Source organism: Nissabacter archeti (assembly GCF_018257325.1).
Lineage (GTDB): Bacteria > Pseudomonadota > Gammaproteobacteria > Enterobacterales > Enterobacteriaceae > Chimaeribacter > Chimaeribacter arupi.
Window position 1 is genome coordinate 152,763 of record NZ_JAERKB010000012.1, and the last position, 22,392, is coordinate 175,154.

General features: G+C 56.9%; 21 protein-coding genes and 1 CRISPR repeat array. Of the genes, 6 read left to right on the forward strand and 15 right to left on the reverse strand.

Annotated elements, in window-relative coordinates:
• Nucleotides 1-2: 2 nt before the first annotated feature.
• Nucleotides 3-788, forward strand: a complete 786-nt coding sequence (phnV, locus tag JK232_RS17340) for a 2-aminoethylphosphonate ABC transport system, membrane component PhnV (protein WP_072930147.1) — start codon at nucleotides 3-5, stop codon at nucleotides 786-788.
• Between the two features lie 89 nt (nucleotides 789-877).
• Here phnV and JK232_RS17345 read toward each other — a convergent pair whose 3' ends face one another.
• On the reverse strand, nucleotides 878-3,292 hold the full coding sequence (locus JK232_RS17345) for a DUF3772 domain-containing protein (RefSeq protein ID WP_101829082.1): 2,415 nt from the start codon (nucleotides 3,290-3,292) through the stop codon (nucleotides 878-880).
• A gap of 398 nt (nucleotides 3,293-3,690) precedes the next feature.
• Between JK232_RS17345 and JK232_RS17350 the strand changes: the two genes are divergently transcribed.
• The gene (locus JK232_RS17350) at nucleotides 3,691-3,984 is read left to right on the forward strand and encodes a hypothetical protein (RefSeq protein ID WP_212589447.1); all 294 of its coding nucleotides are present in this window, start codon (nucleotides 3,691-3,693) and stop codon (nucleotides 3,982-3,984) included.
• Nucleotides 3,985-4,125: 141 nt separating this feature from the next.
• Nucleotides 4,126-4,767: a glutathione S-transferase family protein gene (locus JK232_RS17355; protein ID WP_101829083.1), complete on the forward strand. Its 642-nt coding sequence runs from the start codon at nucleotides 4,126-4,128 to the stop codon at nucleotides 4,765-4,767.
• 40 nt (nucleotides 4,768-4,807) lie between these two features.
• Here JK232_RS17355 and amyA read toward each other — a convergent pair whose 3' ends face one another.
• The gene (amyA, locus tag JK232_RS17360; protein ID WP_072930140.1) at nucleotides 4,808-6,301 is read right to left on the reverse strand and encodes an alpha-amylase; all 1,494 of its coding nucleotides are present in this window, start codon (nucleotides 6,299-6,301) and stop codon (nucleotides 4,808-4,810) included.
• A gap of 488 nt (nucleotides 6,302-6,789) precedes the next feature.
• Between amyA and JK232_RS17365 the strand changes: the two genes are divergently transcribed.
• Nucleotides 6,790-6,963: a hypothetical protein gene (locus JK232_RS17365; protein ID WP_165698459.1), complete on the forward strand. Its 174-nt coding sequence runs from the start codon at nucleotides 6,790-6,792 to the stop codon at nucleotides 6,961-6,963.
• A 4-nt stretch (nucleotides 6,964-6,967) separates the two neighbouring features.
• Here JK232_RS17365 and JK232_RS17370 read toward each other — a convergent pair whose 3' ends face one another.
• Nucleotides 6,968-7,765 (reverse strand): AraC family transcriptional regulator, encoded by a 798-nt coding sequence (locus JK232_RS17370; RefSeq protein WP_072930137.1) that lies wholly within the window; start codon nucleotides 7,763-7,765, stop codon nucleotides 6,968-6,970.
• Between the two features lie 290 nt (nucleotides 7,766-8,055).
• On the opposite strand from JK232_RS17370, the gene JK232_RS17375 reads away from it, so the two are divergent.
• Nucleotides 8,056-8,496 carry a DUF1198 family protein gene (locus tag JK232_RS17375; RefSeq protein ID WP_072930135.1) on the forward strand — a complete coding sequence of 147 codons (441 nt, stop codon included), beginning with the start codon at nucleotides 8,056-8,058 and terminating at the stop codon, nucleotides 8,494-8,496.
• Here the strand turns inward: JK232_RS17375 and JK232_RS17380 are convergent, their stop codons facing one another.
• From JK232_RS17380 to cas3, 12 genes are all read right to left on the reverse strand, one after another.
• Nucleotides 8,497-8,832, reverse strand: a complete 336-nt coding sequence (locus JK232_RS17380) for a DUF2002 family protein (protein WP_072930133.1) — start codon at nucleotides 8,830-8,832, stop codon at nucleotides 8,497-8,499.
• A 151-nt stretch (nucleotides 8,833-8,983) separates the two neighbouring features.
• Nucleotides 8,984-10,186 (reverse strand): MFS transporter, encoded by a 1,203-nt coding sequence (locus tag JK232_RS17385; protein WP_212589448.1) that lies wholly within the window; start codon nucleotides 10,184-10,186, stop codon nucleotides 8,984-8,986.
• A 124-nt stretch (nucleotides 10,187-10,310) separates the two neighbouring features.
• Entirely contained in the window at nucleotides 10,311-10,409 is a 99-nt protein-coding gene (ydgU, locus tag JK232_RS23125; RefSeq protein WP_455423857.1) for a small membrane protein YdgU, read from the reverse strand.
• 98 nt (nucleotides 10,410-10,507) lie between these two features.
• Nucleotides 10,508-10,882, reverse strand: coding sequence for an acid resistance repetitive basic protein Asr (asr, locus tag JK232_RS17390; protein WP_212589449.1), 375 nt, complete (start codon nucleotides 10,880-10,882; stop codon nucleotides 10,508-10,510).
• A 188-nt stretch (nucleotides 10,883-11,070) separates the two neighbouring features.
• Nucleotides 11,071-12,441: a CRISPR direct-repeat array (repeat unit 29 nt; unit sequence CGGTTTAGCCCCGCTCTCGCGGGGAACAC).
• A gap of 95 nt (nucleotides 12,442-12,536) precedes the next feature.
• The gene (cas2e, locus tag JK232_RS17395) at nucleotides 12,537-12,830 is read right to left on the reverse strand and encodes a type I-E CRISPR-associated endoribonuclease Cas2e (protein WP_072930127.1); all 294 of its coding nucleotides are present in this window, start codon (nucleotides 12,828-12,830) and stop codon (nucleotides 12,537-12,539) included.
• A 2-nt stretch (nucleotides 12,831-12,832) separates the two neighbouring features.
• Nucleotides 12,833-13,750 carry a type I-E CRISPR-associated endonuclease Cas1e gene (gene cas1e, locus JK232_RS17400; protein WP_212589450.1) on the reverse strand — a complete coding sequence of 306 codons (918 nt, stop codon included), beginning with the start codon at nucleotides 13,748-13,750 and terminating at the stop codon, nucleotides 12,833-12,835.
• The gene (gene cas6e, locus JK232_RS17405) at nucleotides 13,747-14,409 is read right to left on the reverse strand and encodes a type I-E CRISPR-associated protein Cas6/Cse3/CasE (protein ID WP_212589451.1); all 663 of its coding nucleotides are present in this window, start codon (nucleotides 14,407-14,409) and stop codon (nucleotides 13,747-13,749) included. Before cas6e ends, cas1e begins: the two co-directional genes overlap by 4 nt.
• Nucleotides 14,391-15,146, reverse strand: a complete 756-nt coding sequence (cas5e, locus tag JK232_RS17410; protein WP_212589452.1) for a type I-E CRISPR-associated protein Cas5/CasD — start codon at nucleotides 15,144-15,146, stop codon at nucleotides 14,391-14,393. The genes cas6e and cas5e overlap by 19 nt, the downstream gene beginning before the upstream one ends.
• Nucleotides 15,147-15,155: 9 nt before the next feature.
• Nucleotides 15,156-16,223 (reverse strand): type I-E CRISPR-associated protein Cas7/Cse4/CasC, encoded by a 1,068-nt coding sequence (gene cas7e / locus JK232_RS17415; RefSeq protein ID WP_212589463.1) that lies wholly within the window; start codon nucleotides 16,221-16,223, stop codon nucleotides 15,156-15,158.
• A 13-nt stretch (nucleotides 16,224-16,236) separates the two neighbouring features.
• On the reverse strand, nucleotides 16,237-16,827 hold the full coding sequence (gene casB / locus JK232_RS17420) for a type I-E CRISPR-associated protein Cse2/CasB (protein ID WP_212589453.1): 591 nt from the start codon (nucleotides 16,825-16,827) through the stop codon (nucleotides 16,237-16,239).
• Nucleotides 16,824-18,401 carry a type I-E CRISPR-associated protein Cse1/CasA gene (gene casA / locus JK232_RS17425; protein WP_212589454.1) on the reverse strand — a complete coding sequence of 526 codons (1,578 nt, stop codon included), beginning with the start codon at nucleotides 18,399-18,401 and terminating at the stop codon, nucleotides 16,824-16,826. Before casA ends, casB begins: the two co-directional genes overlap by 4 nt.
• Nucleotides 18,402-18,954: 553 nt before the next feature.
• Nucleotides 18,955-21,612 (reverse strand): CRISPR-associated helicase Cas3', encoded by a 2,658-nt coding sequence (cas3, locus tag JK232_RS17430; protein ID WP_212589455.1) that lies wholly within the window; start codon nucleotides 21,610-21,612, stop codon nucleotides 18,955-18,957.
• A 177-nt stretch (nucleotides 21,613-21,789) separates the two neighbouring features.
• Here cas3 and JK232_RS17435 point away from each other — a divergent pair, with 177 nt between their 5' ends.
• Nucleotides 21,790-22,086: an ElaB/YgaM/YqjD family protein gene (locus tag JK232_RS17435; protein WP_072930110.1), complete on the forward strand. Its 297-nt coding sequence runs from the start codon at nucleotides 21,790-21,792 to the stop codon at nucleotides 22,084-22,086.
• Nucleotides 22,087-22,392 lie beyond the last annotated feature (306 nt).

The window sequence follows — 22,392 nt, forward strand, 5'->3', positions numbered from 1 at the left end:
GGATGCTGGTCTGGTCACCGATTGCCCGCAAAGTAATGAGCACCGTGGCGGTCATGCTGTTTGCGGTGTTCTTTCTGCTGCCGTTGCTGGTGATTTTACTCTCCAGCCTGAGCCAACAGTGGAATGGTTTTCTGCCGTCAGGCGTCACCCTTGACCACTTCCTCAGCGCTTTCCGGGGTGCCGCCTGGGATTCGCTCTTTGCCAGCCTGGTGGTGGGGTTTGCTGCCAGTCTGTTTGCCCTGGTCTGCGGAAGCTGGGCGGCACTGGCGCTGCGCCAGTACAGCGCCCGGTTGCAAAAACGCCTGGCGTTTATCTTCTTCCTGCCGAGTGCGGTGCCGTCGGTGTCCGTCGGGCTGGGCATTCTGGTGGCGTTCAGCCAGGGGCCGATGCAGATGAACGGCACCCTGTGGATTGTGCTGGCGGCGCACTTTGTCCTGATCTCGGCCTTTAGCTTCAGCAATGTGTCAACGGGGCTGGCGCGCATCCCGGCGGATATCGAAAACGTGGCTTCCAGCCTCGGTGCTTCGCCGTGGTATCGCCTGCGCCGTGTGACCTTGCCGCTGCTGATGCCGTGGATGCTCTCCGCGCTGGCGCTCAGCCTGTCGCTGTCGATGGGTGAACTCGGTGCCACGGTGATGATCTATCCGCCGGGATGGACGACGCTGCCGGTCACCATTTTCAGCCTGACTGACCGCGGCAGCATTGCAGAAAGCTCTGCCCTGACTATCGTGCTGGTGGCCGTGATTTTATGGCTGACGGTGAAGCTGGAGCGGCTGGCAAAACGCTGAGCCTTACCCCAGGGTGCCGGGCGCAGCGGGGAAATGCCATAAAAAAAGCACACCCGAAGGTGTGCTGTGAAAGGCAGTGCGGAGGCGGCTTACGCGGCAGGCGTTTCCAGGATCATCTTCTGCGGCATCGACAACGAGACGTCTGCGTCACGCAGGCGTTTGAGGATGTCATACAGCAGCTCGCTTTTGGTGCCGCCGACGATGCGCGGGCTGTTCACATAACCGGTTACGCTGAGCACGATGCCGGTAGGTGCCAGCTGGCTGAACGTCACAGACGGCGCCGGGGTGTCCAGAATCGCTTCATGGGCCTGATACGCTTCCAGCAGAATGCCGCGCACCTGCTCCGGGTCGATATCCAGCGGGAAGGTCAGCGCGATGGTCGCCACCCCTTGTGCATTGCCCATCGTGGCGTTGCGCACGTTCTGGGAGATCAATTGGGAGTTCGGCACAATCACCGTGGAACGGTCCGCCAGCTGAATTTCGGTGGCACGCACGTTAATCCGGCGGATATCTCCCTCCACCCCGCTGATGGTAATCAGGTCACCCACTTTTACCGGGCGCTCGGTCAGCAGGATCAGGCCGGAGATAAAGTTCTTCACAATCTCCTGTAAGCCGAAACCGATACCCACCGACAGGGCGCTCACAATCCAGGCCAGTTTGTTCCATTGAATCCCCATCGCTGACAGGGTGATCAGGATCACCAGCACATAGCCCACATTGCTGAACAGCGTGACCAGCGAGGCGCGGATGCCCTTGTCCATCATGGTTTTTGGCAGGAAATCGTTATCCAGCCAGCGGCGTGCCGTGCGCAGCACCACCAGCCCGACCACCAGGCAAATCACGGCGTTGATCAGCTGGGACGGCACGATATTAAGTTTTTCCAGCCCCTTGCCGCCCCAGATATCAACGACTTTGCTGATCAGCTCCAGCGGCGTGGTGGTGCCGAACGTGCCGTTCAGAATGGCGACCGCCGCCAACAGGATAAAGATGGTCTTGCCAATCGCCGAGAACAGCGTGGCCGCCAGCGTCAGGTGGCGATCATCAATATTCAGCGAGTTTTTGATGATCTTGCCGCTGGTACTGGTCGGTGAAAACAGGCTGTCACACAGGTCAGTGATCAGGTGCACCAGCAAGTAGAGGCAGCCGAGCACCAGCCCAATCCAGACCAGTTCATACGTCAGGAAACGCGCCAGCGGAATGTAGCCCACCAGCAGCGCCAGCAGGATCACGAACGCCGTGACGCTGGTCGCCAGGTGCAGCAGCCCCGCCAGCGTCGAGCGCACTTCCGGCGTCTGGCCTTCGGCGATATAGCGGCGGCGCAGCCGGTTTACCCGCATCGGGCCGACAATGGCCGTCAGGGCCACCAGCAGCGAGGCCAGGCCATTACCGAGCAGGCTGGTCGGCACGCTGGCCCCAATCAGGTTGTTGAGTTGCTCAACGGCACCAAAAATCAGGATAAAACTCGCCAGCAGCAGCGGGAACGGGTTCAGCGTGCGGGCAATCTCATCGGCAATCGCCGGCAGCCGCCAGGACGGGTGCTGGTTAGCCAGCAACGCCTGCCCTAACCCGGCAATCAGCGCGGAGAACAGCGTCAGGTTAATCAGCGCGTCGGCATAATCCTGCACCATCGGCGCCACATTCTCCTCACGGGTGACGATCTGGCAAAGCAGCTGTGCTGCGATCCCGGCTGACAGCAGCACAGAGAGCGCGGTACCGGCCGCCAGCCCGCTGCGCCGCAGCCGCCCTTCCGGCAACACTTTCAGCACCAGCAGGGTCAGGGGTTTATCCAGCAGGCGGCGGCCAAACAGGCCAATCGCCAGCGCCGCCGCCAGCAGCATCAGCGACCCATAGCGCCACTCCGGCGACCAGGCCACGGCCAGGCTGGCAGAGAGCTGATTGCCGAACGTCGTCAGGCGGCGCGCATCATTGGCTTGCCCATCCAGCAGCGGAGACCAGAAACGGTGGCCGAGGATACTGCCGGTATTGAGCGCCAGCTGGGTTTTCAGCGCGTTGCGGCGCAGCGACGTGATCTGTGCGGCGAGGTTGGTGGCCGCGCTGTTGATGGCGGTCGCCTGGCCGATCTGATCCTGCAGCTGTTCCTGCCGGTTATTCAGCGAGGTGCGCTGTTTCGCCACATCCGCCGTCTCTGCCAGCGCCTCATCAGTAGGCGCCGGGCCGAGCACGGCAAGTTGCGCCTGCACCTGGGCCAGCAGCGGTTGCAGCGCGGTATTGAGCGCATCGGCATCGCCCGCCAGTTCCAGCGTACTGTCATTCAGGGCGCTGAGCTTGTTATCACTGGTGGTATTGGAAACCTGCTGCTTAATGTTATCCAGCCGTTTCTGCAATTGGGCAAGCGTAGCCGGTGCATTGATGTTGGCGGGCTTCACGGCCGTCTCACCCGTGGCATTCTCCTCCGGCGCGGCATAAGCGGGGTTAACGAGTAAGGGGGTAAACAGCAATAACGCAAAGAGCAGGCGCATCACGCGCGAGGGTGTGGTCGGCATACAAACATTTTCCGTTAGTCATCAACAGGTGAGGGGGTCTGGCTTTTTCGTACGTTAAAAACGCATTGCAGACTTTTTTCCATAGTGAAGCATATAGGCAAATCCTGTGGCGGGATGCCAGAAAAATCGGGAAATACCTGAAACAGTCAGGCTGCCGGAACGCGGTTACCCTCGCATGTAGAATTACGTAAGTGTTTGTAAAGAATGATAAATAAAGGGACAACCCGATAACTGATGGTTATTTGATCAGGATCATTAAAAGGTAACATCTCGCTATTTTTTACTTCTATTAATGCAAAGTGTTAACACATAATGTTATTTAAAATTAAATTATGCTTAATTTATCTTGAATTTTACCCTACCGCTGCCCTCACGGTTTGACGCATAAGGAGATCCCGATGGAGTGGAGAGTCATCGATAGTGTTGTGTGCCCGCGCAGTAATATGACCTTTGTATGTGTCATCTCCTCAAAGAACCTGAAATTGATCGTCTGGACAACCACCACGCTGAAGCTTAAATCCGGTGATCGCCTGCTGCCCACCCGGACGGGTTACCAGCTCAACCGGAACCCTGATCAGGTGATCAATGTGGTCAACGCCACGCCTTTCCGCCCCCGGCTGTGGCAAATCCTGCTGCAAAACCGGCCCGGCCAGGACATGCGCCTCAGTGATACGGATGCGCTGTGGTTCTGAAGGCTGTGGTTGTGAAGGCTGTCGTTGTGAAGGTTATGGTTCTGAAGGCCGTTGCCGTGAACGCGGCAAAATCTGAAATTTCCTTTCCCTCCTCTCACGCCTGATAGGCTGTTATCTCTGTTCACTTCAGGGGAAAATGCAATGCTGCAAATCTGGGGCAGGAAAACGTCATCCAACGTGCAGGCCGTCATGTGGTGTGTCGGCGAACTGAAACTCGATTATCAGCGTTATGATATCGGCCACGTTTATGGCGGTAACCATACGCCGGAATTTCTGGCGATGAACCCGAACGGCATGGTGCCGGTGATCCGGGATGAGGACATGCCGCCCTTATGGGAAAGCGGTGCCATCCTGCGTTACCTGGCAACCCGCTACGGCACGGCGCCTTTCTGGCCACAGGATCTGGCAGGCAGAACCACGGTCGACATGTGGGCCGAATGGGCCAAAATAAATATCTCACAGAATTTTACCGGCCCTATTTTCTGGCAACGGGTACGCACCGCCGCCAAAGATCGGGATGAAGCGGTGATCGCAAAAGGGCTGGAAAAACTGACGCCTTTCCTGCAACGGGCAGATAACCGGCTGGAACGCCATCCCTGGCTGGTGGGGGATGACTTCACACTGGCGGATATCCAGTTCGGCCACCTGCTCTACCGCTACTACGATATTGAGCTTGACCGGCCGGTACTGCCGGCGCTGGCTGCCTACTACCAGCGCCTGACTACCCGCCCGGCCTACCAGAAGCATGTGATGGTCTCTTACGAGGCCCTGCGCGTGCAGTAACCTTCGGCATCAGGTGCGGGCCGCCTGTGGCCCGCACCTCTCAGTTTTCCATGCACTCCTCCAGCACCCAGACGCTGACGCTGCCGCCGTTGCAGGTAAACACGCCGTTGCCCTCTTCGTCTGTGGTGATGCGCTCTTCGCGCTTGCCGAGATAGTCACGCCACTGTTTATTGGCCAGGCCCGCGCCCAGCGCAACGCTCTTCTCGCCCTCCGCCCCGTTGGACAGCACCACCACACAGCCCGGTAAGTCATCCGTTCCGCTGCGGGTAAAGGCGATGCAACTGGCATGGTCGAGGTAGTCAGTCTGTATGCCGTGGGCAAAGCGCTGGCGTGCCTTGAGCAAGGCCGGTAATTCCGCCACGGCCGGCAGGTCAATGCGGTGCTCATTGCCGTCCTGCCCCTGGTCCTCATACGTCACCCCGAACAGATCCGGGTAGAACACCGTCGGTACGCCCTGCTCACGCAACAGTACCAGCGCATAAGCCAGCGGCTTGAACCAGGTTTCCACCGGCGCCTCCAGTGCCTGGAGCGGCTGGGTATCGTGGTTGCCCACCAGCGTCACCGCATGGAACGGATCGTCTGCCACCAGCGTGTTGTCATACAAGGTACGGAGATCGAAATCCTCGCCATGCTGTGAGGCGTGGTGGAAATTCATATACAACGGCACATCAAACAGCATGGTGCGTCCTTCCACCTGGTCAAGGTACTGCTTCAGCACCTCAAGATCCGCCGACCAGTATTCCGCCACCACCAGGAACGGCTCGTCCCGCAGTGACTGCACATACGCCAGCCAGTCGCGGTAGAACCAGGCCGGGATATGTTTGACGGCATCCAGCCGGAAACCGGCACAGGGCACCTGCTCCAGCAACCAGCGGATCCAGTATTCCAGCTCGCCGCGCACCGCGTGGTTACGGAAATCAATGTTGGCCCCCATCAGGTAGTCGAAGTTGCCCAGTTCGGCGTCCACCTCAACGTTCCAGCCTTCCGCCGTATAGTCGTTGATAATTTTGAAGATGCCCTGCTCCTGAGGGTTGTCGATGCAGTCGACCCCGCTGAAGCAGGTATAGTCCCAGATAAACTGGGAATATTTCCCGGCCCGGCCTGGGAAAGTGAAACGGGTCCAGGCCTCACACTCCACCACCTCGTCAGCAATGTCGGTGCGGTTGCTTTCATCAACCCGGTTTACCTTTACCGCTTCTTTTTCATCCGCGCCCATTTTGTGGTTCACCACCACATCCATCATCACCCCGACTCCCGCGCGGTTGAGGGCCTGTGCTGCCCGGACTAATCCGGCTTTGTCCCCATACTTGGTGGCGACGCTGCCTTTTTGGTCAAATTCCCCCAGGTCGAACAGATCATAAATGTCATATCCTACAGATTGCCCGCCTTCCGAGCCTTTATACGCCGGGGGCAGCCACGCATGGCTGATGCCCAATTCGCCGACATAGGCTGCTTGCTGCTCAACTTCTGCCCAGAGTTTGCCGCCCTCTGGGTAATACCAGTGAAAGAACTGCAAAATAACGGGGTTTTTCATCGGGTGAGACTCCACTTCTCTGAAGGTAAAAGAAGTATGGTCTAAAAGTGCGCAAATAAGATTCAGCCAAAGACTATTTTTTCCCCCGGTAAATTCATTGCCGGATTTTTCTGACGGGATGTGCACAGGAACAGAAAGGCGGATAAGGTGTTTCCTTATCCTCACTATTGCCGGTGTTTTCCGGCTCGCTGCCCCCCGCACACCGGCAGCCGCCTGCTGTGCCGGGCCTGCCCGGCTTGCGCTGACTAAAGTTAAATAAGCAAAATAACCTGCTGGGGGCTTTCCGTATAATATTCCGCTTCATGATAAGCGCACGAATAATTGTCTCTCACTTTGCAGGCAGAATAGTCTGAATCATTATTTACCGGCCTGTTCCGGCTTATTTTTTCTGGATTAATTCCCGGCGGCGAATTAAGGTGCTGAACAACAGGGATGTCACCGTTTTATTATTTTTTCCTGCCGTTGGCAGACTTCTGGAGTTCACTATTATGATCAAACGATTATCACTTATTTGCAGTGCACTGCTGCTGAGCAGCCTGTTGAGCGGCTGTATTTATCACGGCTACCACGGCCACCATGACAATGGCCGCCATAATGGCCATTACGGCCATCACGGCAAAGGGCACCATGACAACGGCCGCCATAACGGCCACCGCCACTGATCCCCTACCCCCGGAACCGGTCGCGGAACTGGCGCGGCGACAGGGCGTGAGCCGCCTTGAATACGCGTGAAAAATGGAAAGGCGAAATAAAGCCGCACTGTTCTGCGATCTTATTGACCGACTGCTGGGTATGTTTCAGTAATACCTCGGATTGATTAATCCTCACCTGCCGCAAATAGCGCGCCGGGGTGGTGTTCAGGTAATGCTTGAACAGATTAATCAGGTGATTCACGGAACAATGCGCGTGCTGCGCAATATCCTCCAGCGCCAGGGGTTGCTGGTAATGGGTGCTGATATAGCGGCACGCCTGGCGCAGCCCGCGCGGCATGGCCCGCGGCCGCGCGTCTTCCTCCAGCGCGCCCAGCGCTGAATAGTAATGCAGCAGTGTTTGCGCCAGCTCAATCAGCACCCGGTGGTTATTGATGTGGCGTGAGCCGGTAATGCTGACGCCCAACTCCATCATCTGTTCCATCTGTGGGTCGACCGGCAATTGCGGGGCCAGGCTGTTCAGGTAACGGTGCAACCCCGGCGGGATCTCATCAAAATCGAGCTGGCACCAGCTGTGGCGGCTCTCCTGCTGCGCATCAAAGCGGAAATTCACCGCCCGCTGCGGCAACAGCAGCGCCATGTTGCCCGGCAGCAGGTGGCGCGTCTCCCCGGCGACCTCCATTTCCAGGCTGCCGCTGAGCATGGCGAGAAACTGAATCCCCTGTTTCATGTGCGGGCCGTGGCTGCTGCCGGGTGCAGAACGGCTGACACCAAAGTAACCTTCACGTGGAGTAATGCGCAGAATGTCCGGCATGATGTCGCCAACCTCAGTCAGGTGAACCGGGAACGTTTCTCATTCACGCTCCGCTCTGATTCGGTTGTAGCGTACCGCCCGCTTTTGCCCCACCTCAGGCTGCAAAATTTGCTGGAGAGATCGCTTTTTCAAGGGATTATCGGCAAAACCTGCCCGGCAGCGTGCTGTTTTTTTCGGCAGTCAGTCAGACATTTCAGCGGCCGCACGCCTATTCACCAAAGAAGCAGATACACTCAGGCAGTGCAGCGGGTGCCACCCGGCATCCGGCAAGCTGGAGAGCAGATGTTCCCATGACATGGATTATCATTGCCGCGCTGGTGGCGGTCTTTGTTGCCGGATACCTGGTGATGACCGCCGATACCCGCAAAGCCAACGATTCACTGGCCGCGTTGCTGAAAGTAAAACCGCTGGTGATTGAGTCAATGTTGCTGGAAATGGGAAAGCGGCAGAGCCAGATGTTCACGCGCGCCATCAGCCGCGGCTATGCCGAGGAGTTGCGCAAGGCAGCCTATGTCGTCTTTATCTATCAGACGTTTGTGCGGGATGACTCACCGGAGAACATTGCCCACTGGCGCGAGGTGCTGGTGCGCGCGCACCTGTCGCCGATGCTGACCAATGAGCACGCCGAACAGGCTCTGTTTTACTTTTCCGAGTTGGATCTGGAACCGTTTGAGCTGGCGCAGTTCCGCCGCCATTACAACGAAACCTATAACCAGATCCACCTGGTGTGATTACTTGAACACATTCTCCAGGTAGCTGGCCAGCAACTGGCGCGAACTGAACCCGTGGGGAATGCCGTAATACAGATCGCCGCCGCCTGACGGGTCACGCGGGAACTCCGTGTAATGCTGGCTGGTGCGTATCTCTGAGGTCGGCTGCGCAAAACGCAGGCTGTAATCTTTCAACGCCGGGTGAATCACCAGCGCCGTGCGGCCCAGACGGGCCTCGCGGTTAACGTACACATAGTGCACACCGCGGCGATAACCGTAGGTTTTGTCATCGACGTAATCACGCTCAAATCCTGAACCTTCTAATACCCGTGCCACTTCATCCGGCCGTAAATACATTGTTTCTCCTCGCATCTTGAACTGCCCAGCGACCTTACCGTATTAGCCCGATCAGACAATGTCTTTATCCTGCATTCTGGATGATTTCGGAATATTCTCCACCCGCTTGATGAAATAACCCGCGCCGGCGCAGCTTTTTGCGCCCTTTTTCTCAGTTTATCCCGGTTTCCGGCGGAAGACGGCGGCTAAGCTGCAATTTCAGCGTAATCAGCCACGCGATGCCGACGGTCAGCGCCGCCACCAGATAGATGGAGGTGATCCCGGCGTGGTTGATAATCAGCCCGGCCACCGGCCCGGTCAGCCCTAACCCGAGATCGAGAAACGCGGAGTAGAGGCCGAGCGCGGTGCCCTGGTTCTGCACCGGCACCTGTTTCACCGCCTCGACGCCCAGCGCCGGGAACACCAGCGAGAACCCGGCACCGGTCAGGAACGCGCCGCACTCCACCATCAGCGGGGTGGACGCCCCCCAAATCAGCAGCAACCCGCCGATTTCAAACAGGAAAGAGACCAGCGACACCTTAAGGCCGCCGTAACGGTTAATGTTATTGCTGAAGATAAGCCGGATGCCGACGAAACCGAGGCTGAACAGGGTCAGGGAGAAGGCTGCCCCTTCCCAGCCCCGGTCGCCGTAATACAGGGTGATAAAGGTGGCGATAACGCCAAAGCCAATGGTGCCGAACCCCAGCCCAAGGCCGTAGAGCCAGATCCGCCCGACCACCGCGCCGAATGCGATACGGTTACCGGCCACCACGGAAACAGGCGCTTTGCGTCCGGCGAGCAGCATCGCGGCCGCCACCGCCAGCACAATGACCGAGGCAACGCCTGCCAGCCCCCACTGCTGATTGAGCCAGACACCCAACGGCGCCCCTACCGCCATCGCCCCATAGGTGGCGACGCCATTCCAGGAGATCACGCGGGCAGTATGCATTGACCCCACCGCGCCAATGCCCCACAACGTCGAGCCGGTGCTGGCAAAACTCTCCCCGACGCCGAGCAGCACCCGGCCGATGCACAGCAGGCTCAGGCTCAACAGCGGCTGGGCGGTATTCCACCAGGCCAGGGCATAGAAGATGCCGCTCATGCCGCAGCAGGTCAGCCCGAACAGCACAACCCTTTTCGGCCCCAGCATATCGGCGTAGCGCCCGGCGTGGGGGCGGCTGACCAGCGTAGCAAAATATTGGGCGCTGATCACAAGCCCAGCCAGTACCGAGTTATACCCCAGCGTGTGGTGGACGAACCCCGGCAGCACTGCCAGCGGCAATCCGATGGTGAGGTAACAGACAAAGGTGAACACCACGATCGACAGGATGCGTGTATTGAGTTGCAGGTTTTGGCGTGCGGGGCTAACGGGCATGGTCGGGCCTGAGCTGAAAAGATGAGGGAAGTTAACAGCATAGCGCCTGAAGGGAGAACAGGGTACGTTAAAAACGTGAGAAAATTTATCGCGTTAACCGGCGGGCCGCTAAGGCTGCACCGGTTCAGATCAGCCCATCAGCCAGAAACAGCGCCCAGGCCACCACCAGGCCACACAGGGTGACCACGGCAAAAATCACTTCAAACCGATAGCGTTTCAACATGACAGCCACCGCCCTGAGGCTAAAAAAACGCCCGTACAAGACGGGCGTCAGCATATGTTTTCCGGCAGGCGGGCTGCGCCGCCTTCCGTCGTTAACCCTTACGCTGCGGTATGGGCCGCTGCTTTTTTATGGGTCACTTTTTTGTGGGTCTTTTTCGCTGCCTGGGCTTTCTGGGCAACCGGGGCTTTGTGCGTCACTTTCTTGTGTGCTTTTTTCGCGGCCTGGGCTTTCTGGGCAGCCGGCGCTTTATGGGTCACTTTCTTGTGTGTTTTTTTCGCGGCCTGGGCTTTCTGGGCAACGGCTTTCTTATGTTTTTTATGGTGCACGGTTTTCGCAGCCGGTGCGCTGGCCGCCGGTGCCGTGGTGGTGGTTGCAGCGGCAGCCGCCGGTGCAGGGTTAGCGGTTTCCGCAGCAAACGCTACAGAGGACATACCCAGGGTAGCGGCAACAATCATAGCGACGATCTTTTTCATAATATTCCTCAGCGTGTTGGAGTCAGCCTGAAGTAGGCCGGTGAGGAGAGTCTACGCAGTTTAGGGTCAGCGCTCCGTGAGTGATTGGTGTCGCTGCGTAACGAAATGTACAAAGCGGGGACAGGTGTAGTTTGGCCCCGCATAAGCGGGGAACATGCTCTGTTAGACGTGGACACTACGCCTCAACCCGGTTTAGCCCCGCTCTCGCGGGGAACACTTCAATACACACCTTGTCGTTACGCGTGATACCGGTTTAGCCCCGCTCTCGCGGGGAACACGGCTCCAGCGTCCAGAAATTCCCGCTGTTTTGCGGTTTAGCCCCGCTCTCGCGGGGAACACACACAAAATCCGCCGGCCTGGCTGCGGCAGTACGGTTTAGCCCCGCTCTCGCGGGGAACACTCCGCAACCAACTGACGCGCCCGCACCAACCCCGGTTTAGCCCCGCTCTCGCGGGGAACACCAGTGGGAGGATCTTCCCGGACGGCAACCGGCCGGTTTAGCCCCGCTCTCGCGGGGAACACTATGCTGTGCAATTCCCATATTTCAGATTCTCCGGTTTAGCCCCGCTCTCGCGGGGAACACTTTGCCAGCCCTTCCAGGTTGCGGACGTGAGTCGGTTTAGCCCCGCTCTCGCGGGGAACACATGACGTGCGCAAGGTCTTCAATGCGCGTTCACGGTTTAGCCCCGCTTTCGCGGGGAACACATGAATCAGGCGGATGCCTCGGATTACCAGGCCGGTTTAGCCCCGCTCTCGCGGGGAACACACGTTTAGCGCGCGGCCGTCGTCGTCTTTGACCGGTTTAGCCCCGCTCTCGCGGGGAACACCCCAAAGGCGATCACCTACTGCACCGAAGGGGCGGTTTAGCCCCGCTCTCGCGGGGAACACAATTATCGACCGTTCCCACGTCAGGATTACGGCGGTTTAGCCCCGCTCTCGCGGGGAACACGGGTAAGGATGTTGCCGATTTATATATGCAGTCGGTTTAGCCCCGCTCTCGCGGGGAACACTATCGTGGGTCTCTGTGGCTGACGATGTTTGCCGGTTTAGCCCCGCTCTCGCGGGGAACACGATTCTTCTTCATAAACTATTTTATCTTTATACGGTTTAGCCCCGCTCTCGCGGGGAACACTAATTTATCTGCAATATAACTATCAATTTCAGCGGTTTAGCCCCGCTCTCGCGGGGAACACGCCGCGTTGGCACCGTATGAAGCCAACGACACCGGTTTAGCCCCGCTCTCGCGGGGAACACGTCACGAAATACCGCTGCGGCGGCGGGCGTGACGGTTTAGCCCCGCTCTCGCGGGGAACACCTGCGCGGCGTCCAACCTCCCTGTTGTAATCTCGGTTTAGCCCCGCTCTCGCGGGGAACACATTGTCTTGTCTGTCTCGGTTGTGGCTGTGGCCGGTTTAGCCCCGCTCTCGCGGGGAACACATCGATGCCAAGACCGTTTGCGGTGTCAACCTCGGTTTAGCCCCGCTCTCGCGGGGAACACACGCCGCGCCAGCCCGGCGGTGGCTGGCGGCACGGTTTAGCCCCGCTCTCGCGGGGAACACTCTAAAAGTAGATAATTGTTCTAAAAGGAGTTTTTACCTCTCTAAAAAAACACCGATTTTTTGCTTAAATTTTAACCCTTGGCGATAGCGTTAAATTATTGATTTTCAATGGGCAGAAATGAAACCAGCCTTAGCCCGTCATATTCCACCGGAATCCGTCGGTTAACGCCATACGTTTGAAAATCAAAACCCGATTCTGTGTTAGTCGCCCACGCCATGACGACATTGCCCTCCTCTGCCAATATGTCGATTTGCTGCCAGATCATTTCGCGTATTCGCCGTGAAGTGTCGCCGATATAAACCCCTGCACGTACCTCCAGTAACCAGACAGCCAACCGGCCGCGCAAACGTGGAGGAACATTCTCTGTGACCACAATTAACATGCTCACGATTAATGCCCCCGATGCCCACTGTCTGCGAGTGTCTCCGGCTCCGGAATTGCCGGCGGCAGCATATCCGGGGCCGGTTGGGGTGGCAGAATATCCCCGGCAGCAAGCACTTCCTCAATTAAAGGAATGAGCTTGCCGGTCAATTTATCACTGCGAAAAATATCCCGGCACGCCAGGCGTACTTCCTGATCAGGCTTCAAAGGCGATGTTGACGCAATTTCAAAGGCTTTTGGGACGATGGCATCAAATTTAATGATGTCGGCAATATCGTAGACAAATGAAAGTGGTTTACCGCTATGGATAAAACCGATCGCCGGCGCATAACCCGCGGCCAGTATCGCCGCCTCCGAAATGCCGTACAAACATGACGTCGCTGCGCTGATACAGCGGTTAACCATATCCCCCTTTTCCCAGTCTTTAGGATCGTAATTACGCCCGTTCCACGTTACCCCATAGCGCCGTGCCAATAGCGTATAGGTCTGTTTCACGCGCGCGCCTTCAATACCGCGCAGTTGCTCCACTGAACGGCGACTGGGTGGTGGCTCACCAAAACGCAGTTCGTACATTTTGCGCACCACTTTCAGCCGTAACTCCTCATCCAAGGCCAGTTTGGCCTGGTAGAGCAATTTATCAGCGCGCGCGCCGCCCGGTTGGCCCGCGGAATAGAGCCTGACACCCGCCTCCCCCACCCACACCAGCAGCGTGCCTACGGTGGCCGCTAACCGGACGGCTGCGTGGGAAACCCGCGTCCCTGGTTCCAGCATAATGCAGGCTACCGCCCCGACCGGGATGTGGGTGCGCACACCGGTTTTATCGATTAATACAAATGCGCCGTCCAATACGTCCAGTTGTCCGTATTGCAAAAAGATCATGGAGGTACGATTTTTCAATGGAATAGGATTCAGTGGAACATAACTCACACTTCCCCCTTCGCAGGCTTAATCAGCATCAGCCCGCAGCCAAATGCCCGGCTTTTGCCGAAGCCTTTTGCCAATTGCCCGGTAAATCGCGCGGGGTCATCCACCGTCAGCACGCCGCTGAAATCCACAGTGCTGAACTGTACCAGGCTGCGTGATTTAGGGCGCACGACCTGTTGCTGCTGGTAGCTCATCACGGACACCGCCCCCGGTTGCGGCGTGAACCCGGCCTGCGCGCCCTGACTCGCCAGCCATTCCTGCGCGGCACGCTCCTGATGCGCCCACATCGCCTCCGGCTTCACGTCGTTGCGCAGCCGGTGTTTGGTATGCATCAGCAGGTCATGCCTTTTCCCCTGCCGACAGATAACCGGGTTCGCCCGCAGGGAAAAACCAAGCTGCATCCCGGCTTCAAGGTGCGGCGTGAAGGGTTTGCACTCCACCTGCAGCAAAGGGTGCGTCATGACCGGCCGGTTGTGTGACAGCAGATAAAAGCGCAGCGCGCCGCGTCGCTCCTCCCGGCGGTAGATAAAATCACGCTGCTGCTGATGCGGGAACAGCTCCCAGAGCCATTGATGAAACACATATTCACCGGCGCGGGCGAGCTGAAACAGTTGCTGCGGCGCAAACGCGCCTACCGGCACCGTTATTCTTGAGAAATACATGGCGTCTCCTCCGGCAGATGGCTTTTCTTCACCATCCGTTCGGCAAATTGCCAACGGCGGCGGCTCAGCGGCTGGTCGCGGCGCTGGGTCACTGCGGTGACGATTAAGCCCGGATAGTCGCCCTCCCACCAGCACCAGGGCTGTAATTCGGTAATGAAACCCGCCATCACCTTCAGATCCTTCAGGGCCAGGCGATAGTGGCTCTGCGCCTGTGTCAGCACCTCTTCAATGCCGCCGCGAAAACAGTGCGGCCAGAGCGGCAGCGCGAGCGGGTGGCTCTTGCGGCCGAGGAAAAGCGGAAATACCGGCTGCCTCAGCGCCTGTTGCAACGCCGTTAAGGCATAAGGCGCGCCTTCTGTCATCGCCACCACCACCAGCCAGTAACCGTCACAATAAAAATCACGGCGCGAGATCGTGGTTTGCAACAGTAGCGGGTCGCGGCGAAGCTCATCACGCCGGGTGAAATAGCGCGCTTTACGGCTCTCTTTCGGCACCTGCACCGTATGGTAGTCACGCATCCAGCGGCTTTTCGCATTGGCGCAGACCAAAAACTGGTAGTGCCGGTTGAATTCCGCCAGCCGTTGCTCCTCGTCCCGGCGGATGCCGAGTGCGGCAGCCAATAACCCCAGCAGCGCAGAGCGCGACGGCAACGGGTGCGTATGCCGAACCTCGCCCGGTGCCGGTTCGCCCCAGGAAGCCATCGGCCCCTGAAGCTGAAAGACCAGATATTCACTCATGGCCTCTCCTTATGCGCTGACAAAACCGAGGAAGTCTTCCAGCGAGCCTTCCCCGGTCATGGCGTTGAGTTCCGTAACCTGATTGCTCCGGCACTGATAGACCTTATCCAGATTTTCACGCAGCGCGGTGATGCGCGAAATCGCCTGCGTAATGTGGTCATCGCCATACACCGGTTTGTAGAAGGCGGCCGCCAGCGTGCGGGGCTGTTCGGCGCCTTTTTCCGCCAGTGCCCAGGAGGCATAAGCGCGGGAGGCGAAGCTGTTCTGTTTGCCGGTCGGCGAGACTTTCAGGGTACATTCGGTTAAGGCCCGCAGCGCGCGCTGGGTGAGTGCTTCGTCGTTATTAAGGTTTTTCAGCAACTGGTCCCGATCAATGCAGATGTAGGTGTAGAACAGTGCCGCACCGAAGCCCTGCTCCCCCACATGCCCGGCGCCGGTCTCCCCGCTGTCTTGCCGCAGGTCGTCTACCGCAGTGAAAAAGTCGTCCTCTACCACTGTGGTGCTGACGCCGACGGCGTGTGCCACCTGGCAGGCCGCTTCAACATTAAATTCCGGCGACGAGGCCAACATGCGGCCAAACAGGGAGATGTCCACCGCCATCCGCTGCGCGGTTAATAAACTCAGCTCATCGGCGGTGGGTTCGCGTTTTTCCTCGCCCAGGCGTTCAGCCAGTTGTTCCACCTGCTGCCATTCAAACGGGCTAATGTGTACCAGCTGTTCGGTATCGGTGTTTAACAACGGATCGTCTTTCAGATCTTTTTCTTTGGCACTTTTGGCTTTACCGAAATAGTTGGCGATTTTGGTGCCCCACTCCGCCGCTTTTTTCTCACCGACACCACGCGCCATCATGATGTTTGCGGCTTCGCGCCCGATGCGGGCAGTGCGCTTGCCGATGTGCCCGGCCATCGCCTCTTCAAACAGATCGGAAGTGCGCCAGGCGCGTTTCAGGCTTTGGGAAGAGACGCGCAGGCGTTCGCTGCCGCCCATCATCACGGTTTTCGGCGCGCCGGTATCATCCCGGTTCAGGTTAGCGGCCGGGTAGGCGATCAACAGATGGAGTTGGATAAATGTCGTCATCATCGAAGTCCTTTTAATATTCATTAACGGGGTGTGCAGTCTGGTCAAATTCCAATTGGTCATCTTCAGGGGTGACCGCCTGGTAATACTCCATTGCCCAGCGAATGCGGATATATTCCGTGGGCTTTAATTTTACGTAGTGATCGCTCTCTTCCCGGCACCAGCGGAATATACCTTCGGCCAAATCGGGAATATTCACCACGCCTTCACATAATTTGACGGCGCGGCGCAATTGCCTCAGCAGTTCATCATGCGTTTTCGCGCCGCTCAGGCGGGAAAAACGCAACTCAGACATCACAATCCGCCCTTTTTTCTCAACACCTAATTGCGCCGCAAAATGTTCTCGTTCATTATTGGTTTTCACATGCGCTACTGTCGCCGCTAATATTGCCATAGCGCTAAACCGCCAGGGTTCCTGTTCATGGTTCCATAATGCAGGCAGATCATTTTTATATAGCAGGGAGCGGAAACCTTCAGCCTGGCAAACCTGATGAATATCACTGCATCGCCGTAATGAAGCGCGCAGCCGCCGCCCTTTGCTGTCATTTACTGCGTCATGCCAGCTCAGTAATGCCTGCCTTTGCCCATCATTTAAATAGCTCATGCTGTCGCCTCCTGCTTTTTCTTACCGGTGGAAGGTTTCTTTTCAAGAACAAAGTATTTTTTTCTGGCCTTCATTATGCGGCTAAGTTTATTTTGTTCCGGGTGGGTGAACACATGCTCATCGAAATAGTTCATGGCAAAGCGGCGTAAATAACGTTGCCACGCCTTTTCCTGAACAGTGATTTCCTCGCGCTGTTTCGTGGTGAGGGGGCTATCGGCATCAGAGGTTATGTTGTCGAGGAGTTCTGTAAAGCAGGGTTCGGTCTGGTGCCAGAAATCGACATCAATAAAGCTGAAATCCCCGCGCGCCTCTTTAGGGTTATCGAACCAGGCCTCTTTTAACGCGCTTTTCAGGAAGCTCAGCTGGCGGGTCGCATTCGCCACGGCGCGTTGTATCGGTGCCTGAAGCTGTTGCCATTGCTCATCCGTCAACATTAACAGCGGCGTATGGTGCTCATACCAGCAGCGCGCTTTCATATTGTCGAAGTCATAACCAAACCCCCATAACCCTACCCGGATACCCGGTTCCCGCAATTTATGGGACTGATAGGCGGTCACGACTTCTGCCGGGTACTCCTCGTTATTCTCGCTGTGGGTTGTATGCATCAGCCCCAGCCAGTCACGGTAGACGAGGCCGCCCGGCTGGCCTTTCAGGGAGAACAGCTCCCCGCCCTCTTTTTTCGGCCTGCGATATGGCGTCAGCGGGTGTCGCCAGCCGACATATTGCACGCCATAGTTTTTGGCGGTGATCTGTTGCAACAGCGCCGGATGGTGCTCGCCGCACAGGTCACAATCGCCTTCCACTGTGTTGGCAAAGTCAATGCGGAAACGGCGCGGCATCCCCCAATAGGCCTGTAACACATGGCTGTCTGTAGGGGTAGTGATGCCGCTGGCTTTTTCACTGGTGCGGGTTGGCGCAAGCCACGGAAAAATGCGGGCATCATAGGCGGGGGTTTCATCCTGCGGCTGCGGCATCACATTCAGCCAGAGTTTGCGCCATAACGGATAATCACGGGTGGCGTCTGTGTGTTTCAGCTCCAGCAAGGTGGTGATGGGGCCGCCGCCGCGTAACCCGGTGCGGTAGCCCTGGCCGCCGGACGGCGCATTGGTTTGCAGGGCAAACAGCGCCAGCGCGGCACAGTGCGGGCAGAGCTTTTCCAGCGTGCCGCGTTTTACAAAGTGATCTTTGTTGAACTTCGTGGTTTGTGCGCCGGGTGCCTCTACCAGCAGCTGGCCGATGGCGATGGGATCGCCCTTGAGTGGCTCAATATCCTGCATAAACGAGGGTGACGCCGGGCCAAACTGAAACGCGTGCTCAAGCCGGGCAAATGCTTCGGTGACCTGCTGCTCTGTCAGCCCGTCGTGCCAGATGTCCTCCCATTCCTCGCTATCCTCCGGCGGCCGCGCGGTTTGCAGCAGGCCAATCAGGAATTGCCAGGCCGCGCCCTGCAGGTCAGCACGCGGGGCGGCAATATCGATAATGTTTTTGTCTGCTAATTGACTGGGCGCAATTTTCCCCAGCCGCCCATCTTTAAACCGGGCGGGAAGCCAGGCTGTTGTTAATAGTGACCACACGATAAGAACCTCCGTGATAAAGGGTGGTGAGTTCCTTAAATTACTTATTTAGTGCCATCCGTGGCACAGCCCCTGCTATCCTTTTAGGACTACAGCCAAATGAAACTTCAATGCACAATATTTACCGAGGGTGAAACGAAAATTAAAATATAACTTTTTGATATTAGATAAACATGCAGGGATAATTTTTCTTTCCTTAGTTCTGAAAAGAATGGGCCCCGCTTTAATTTAAAAATTCAAGATATAAATGAAATACAGGGCTGATATCCTATGGATTTCTTTAATTTATCGCGCGAGACCATAAGATGAGCCAATGCTAATCTGTAAATATTATTATGACAACAAGAAAGTCATGAAAATTACTGTACAATTTTGCACAGTAATTTTCAGCCACTCTCCTTGCGAACTCATAGAGAATATAGTACTTCTATTAAGTTTCCCTGTATGAACGGGGATAGACCAACAACCAGAGTGATTTAATCCGTTCCCCACGTAAGCGGGGATATCCGGAGCCAGATTTTCTGGCTCCGTTTTTTATTAAATAAGATTTTATTTATCCTGCACTCTTTAACCCCACGCCTGATGAATAATTGCAAGTTGATATATCATCCGGAAGAATAATAACTTGTGCATTTGGCCGGCAATGCTCTTTTTCCCAACATTCCAATTCCGTACTACTTAATAACGTAAAAGCGTGATTATTTTGTTTCCACCAGCTTTCCCGCACGTTTATCCGGCTCATATCCCACGGGTGTTCCCCTTCGCCATAGGGCACGATCTCCCCTTCGCGACGATAGGCGAGATAAAGTGTTATCGTTTTTTCGGCTAAACGGGTAGACGTCTCCTCTTCCCAGAGATCCGATGCCGCAATGCTGTACCCGTGCGAAAAGTCGATAACCGCCTGTGCAGCCGCATTGCGTTCGCTCAGGGTTTTCCCCTCTTTACTGTCAGCCTGTTGCATCAGCCCAGCCGGTACGTCCACTTCATCGCCGTATACCGCATCAATCAATAATCGCGCCGCTTCCGGCATTTTTATTTCGCCTTGCTGCTGCAAAATACGCTGGGTTAACCACAGGAGATGGACGGGGTAAACAAAGCTGGTATTGCGCATTGCCGATGAGAGCCAGTCCGGCGCGGGTTCCGGTGACCAGGGCGGCGCAAGAATCACGAATACAGGGGGCTGACGCCCTTCCCGCTCGCTCAATATGCCGCTGGCATCCCGGGCATGGCGTTGCAGCCGCCCGGCGCGCTGGATCAGCAAATCAATAGAGGCCAGATCGCTGATCATATAATCCAGATCTATATCTATTGAGCTTTCAATTATTTGCGTGCTTATTAACACCTTTCCACGGCGTTCCGGTAATTCGCCTGCCGGTTGTTTGCCGAACCAGCGCAGGGCTTTATTCTCAATCGCCAGCCGGTCACAAAAGGCGAAGCGGCTATGCAGCAACAGCAGATCCTCTTCCGCCACCGTGTGCCGTAACCTGTTATAGATATGCATCGCATCTTCAACGGAGTTGCGTATCCAGCCAATACAGCCGCCCGCCTCTGCCACTTTTTTAATCAAATGGATGCATTCATCTTCATGATGCTGCCAGGTGATTTTTACTGTGCGCTGCACCGCGTTACGCGTCTCTACCCGGCCACTGCCTGAAAAACCCTGCTGTGTAAGTTGGGTAAACCACGGGTAATCAGCTGGGGTTAAGGGTGGCGGGAGCTGAGGGGGGAAGTGCGCACCGCGCTGGAAAGCCTGAACCAATTTTTCACGTTGCCGCGCAGATAAGGTGGCAGAGAGCAGAATCACGCTCTGCCCGCTGCGCGCCTGCGCGTCGATCAGCTTTTCCAGCAAGGTGCTCATATAACTGTCGTAAGCATGTACCTCATCACATATCAGCAACTTAGTGTGCAGGCCGAGCAGGCGTAAATTCTGGTGCCGGACGGGGAGGATCGCCATCAACGCCTGATCCAGCGTGCCGACGCCGACATCCGCCAGCAACGATTTTTTACGCTGGTCGGCGAACCAGGCGGCGCACCCCTGTTGATGTTCCGCTTCCACCACCTCCCCCTCAACGTTCGCCAGCGGATGCCACACCGAGCGGGAAAACTCAGCCGACAGATGGCTGCTGCCGTGTGAAAGCATCAGGCTCGGGATGCTGCCGGGGTGATAAAGTTGCCGCCAGGCGCGGCGCATCCGTTGGTACATGGCGTTTGCCGTCGCGGTAGTCGGCAGGCCGATGTACAGCCCCTGTGCTTTCCCGGCTGCCATCAGGCGGTGCGCCAGAATCAGCGCGGCCTCGGTTTTCCCGGCCCCGGTCACATCCTCCAAAATGAAAAGCTGCGGCCCCGGCGGGCTGATGTCCTGTTGTAAGGCTTTTTGCTGAAGCGGTGTGGGCGTGGTGATAAAGGGAAAGAGAGGCGCAATACCGGCAAAAGGGGCAACCTCTGCGGCCACCGGAAGCTGACTGACCGCCCGCTCAGCCTGTTTACACGCCCGCAGCCAGTAAATGCCTAACGGCATGGCATCAGAACAACAGGGAAAATAGTGCGTATTCGAGCCTATCCAGTCGGCCAGCACCACCACGGCGGAGATCAACCAGCTCAGGGAGCTGAAGCGCTTGCGCCACGGCTTTTCTCCCCACTCTGCCGGTAATGTGAGGGTGGGAAACAGAGCGCGGATATCCTGTAAAAACAGCCGCGCGGCGTCACAGTCTTCCGGCAGAAACGCTGAGGCACAGTGACGGTTTCCGACCGGCCGCCCGTGATGGCCGAACGTCAGGCACATCCAGCGGTTCAGCATACGGTAGAGCGCCATCTGATCATGTTCACTCTGAAGCAGGCTGTTCAGGTGACAGGAGAGGTGCTCGTCCCACAGCCACAGGCCCAGGGCATCATGGCGGCCGCAGAAGTGTACGGCGTTATGCGGCACCACCAGCCCCTCTGCGCGATACTGTTGCTGAAAATAACGGGAAAATTTTCCTGTATCGTGCCAGCACAGCAACCAGGCAAAAAAGGTGGCCGCCTGTTGCCGGTCGGGCATGTTCAATGCCGCAAACTTATCGGCAATGCCGAAGCGGTTTTGCATCACCAGCTGATGGCCGCAGGCTGCGACGTCCAGGCAATGCCAGGGTAAAAGATGGTGTTTATGCGCATCTACCCCGTCGGTGCGTGGGGTGCGGGCTTTGCCCCAGTAGTGGAAATAGGCTTTCTTCATTGCAGGCACTTCATCGTATGAGGGTAACGCCAATGTCTGCCTTCTGGCCTCTATTCATGCTGATTTATCTCAAAAAAGGCAAAAAAAACCCATCCCTGCGTTCAGCAGGCGCGGATTTATCGTGCCTGCGTTATTTTGGTCTATGCTTAAAGGACATCATGCAAAAGGGAGAGGCAAATGTTTAAAAAATCTGAGAAAGTTGAGCGCGAAATCGACCAGGACGTTACCCTGCTGGCTGATACCCTTGATGAGGTGCTGCAATCGTCACGTTCCCGCAGCCAGGACGCCGCGGAGGCCATCCGCAGTAAAGCGGAAAATGTGCTGCGCAATAGCCGCGCCCGCCTCAATGAGGCCCCGAGCGCCCGTGAAATTGCCGGCAAAGCGAAAGGCTATGTGAAAACGAACCCGTGGCAAGGCGTCGGCATTGGTGCCGCTGTCGGGGTGGTTGTCGGCTTCCTGCTGGCCCGCCGTTAATCTGCACACCCGGCCGCCGCCCCGGCGGCCTGACCTGACCTTCTATCCCCCTATCGCCCCACACAGAATCTGATAACACCTGACGCGTCTTTTACGCCGGGCTTTGCCCGGCAACGTCATGCGCGCTTTCCTGCCCCTTTTGCCTGCAAAAAAATTTTTCTCACATCTTGACCCCGGCGTGTGCCGCGGGCTGGCGCGTTATCGGCGTCGCATTTTCGTCAAACACTAGATATTGTGTGGTTGAAATAATTTAGATCAATATCTAGTATTTTCCTCAGAGCAACGCGCGCAGGACCCTGCCCGAAA

Bases quoted from the DNA above. Each gene is read 5' to 3' on its own strand.
- phnV (WP_072930147.1), top strand. From the start codon at position 3: ATGCTGGTCTGGTCACCGATTGCCCGCAAAGTAATGAGCACCGTGGCG.
- JK232_RS17345 (WP_101829082.1), bottom strand. From the start codon at position 3,292: ATGCCGACCACACCCTCGCGCGTGATGCGCCTGCTCTTTGCGTTATTG.
- JK232_RS17350 (WP_212589447.1), top strand. From the start codon at position 3,691: ATGGAGTGGAGAGTCATCGATAGTGTTGTGTGCCCGCGCAGTAATATG.
- JK232_RS17355 (WP_101829083.1), top strand. From the start codon at position 4,126: ATGCTGCAAATCTGGGGCAGGAAAACGTCATCCAACGTGCAGGCCGTC.
- amyA (WP_072930140.1), bottom strand. From the start codon at position 6,301: ATGAAAAACCCCGTTATTTTGCAGTTCTTTCACTGGTATTACCCAGAG.
- JK232_RS17365 (WP_165698459.1), top strand. From the start codon at position 6,790: ATGATCAAACGATTATCACTTATTTGCAGTGCACTGCTGCTGAGCAGC.
- JK232_RS17370 (WP_072930137.1), bottom strand. From the start codon at position 7,765: ATGCCGGACATTCTGCGCATTACTCCACGTGAAGGTTACTTTGGTGTC.
- JK232_RS17375 (WP_072930135.1), top strand. From the start codon at position 8,056: ATGACATGGATTATCATTGCCGCGCTGGTGGCGGTCTTTGTTGCCGGA.
- JK232_RS17380 (WP_072930133.1), bottom strand. From the start codon at position 8,832: ATGTATTTACGGCCGGATGAAGTGGCACGGGTATTAGAAGGTTCAGGA.
- JK232_RS17385 (WP_212589448.1), bottom strand. From the start codon at position 10,186: ATGCCCGTTAGCCCCGCACGCCAAAACCTGCAACTCAATACACGCATC.
- ydgU (WP_455423857.1), bottom strand. From the start codon at position 10,409: ATGTTGAAACGCTATCGGTTTGAAGTGATTTTTGCCGTGGTCACCCTG.
- asr (WP_212589449.1), bottom strand. From the start codon at position 10,882: ATGAAAAAGATCGTCGCTATGATTGTTGCCGCTACCCTGGGTATGTCC.
- cas6e (WP_212589451.1), bottom strand. From the start codon at position 14,409: ATGTATTTCTCAAGAATAACGGTGCCGGTAGGCGCGTTTGCGCCGCAG.
- cas5e (WP_212589452.1), bottom strand. From the start codon at position 15,146: ATGAGTGAATATCTGGTCTTTCAGCTTCAGGGGCCGATGGCTTCCTGG.
- cas7e (WP_212589463.1), bottom strand. From the start codon at position 16,223: ATGACGACATTTATCCAACTCCATCTGTTGATCGCCTACCCGGCCGCT.
- casB (WP_212589453.1), bottom strand. From the start codon at position 16,827: ATGAGCTATTTAAATGATGGGCAAAGGCAGGCATTACTGAGCTGGCAT.
- cas3 (WP_212589455.1), bottom strand. From the start codon at position 21,612: ATGAAGAAAGCCTATTTCCACTACTGGGGCAAAGCCCGCACCCCACGC.
- JK232_RS17435 (WP_072930110.1), top strand. From the start codon at position 21,790: ATGTTTAAAAAATCTGAGAAAGTTGAGCGCGAAATCGACCAGGACGTT.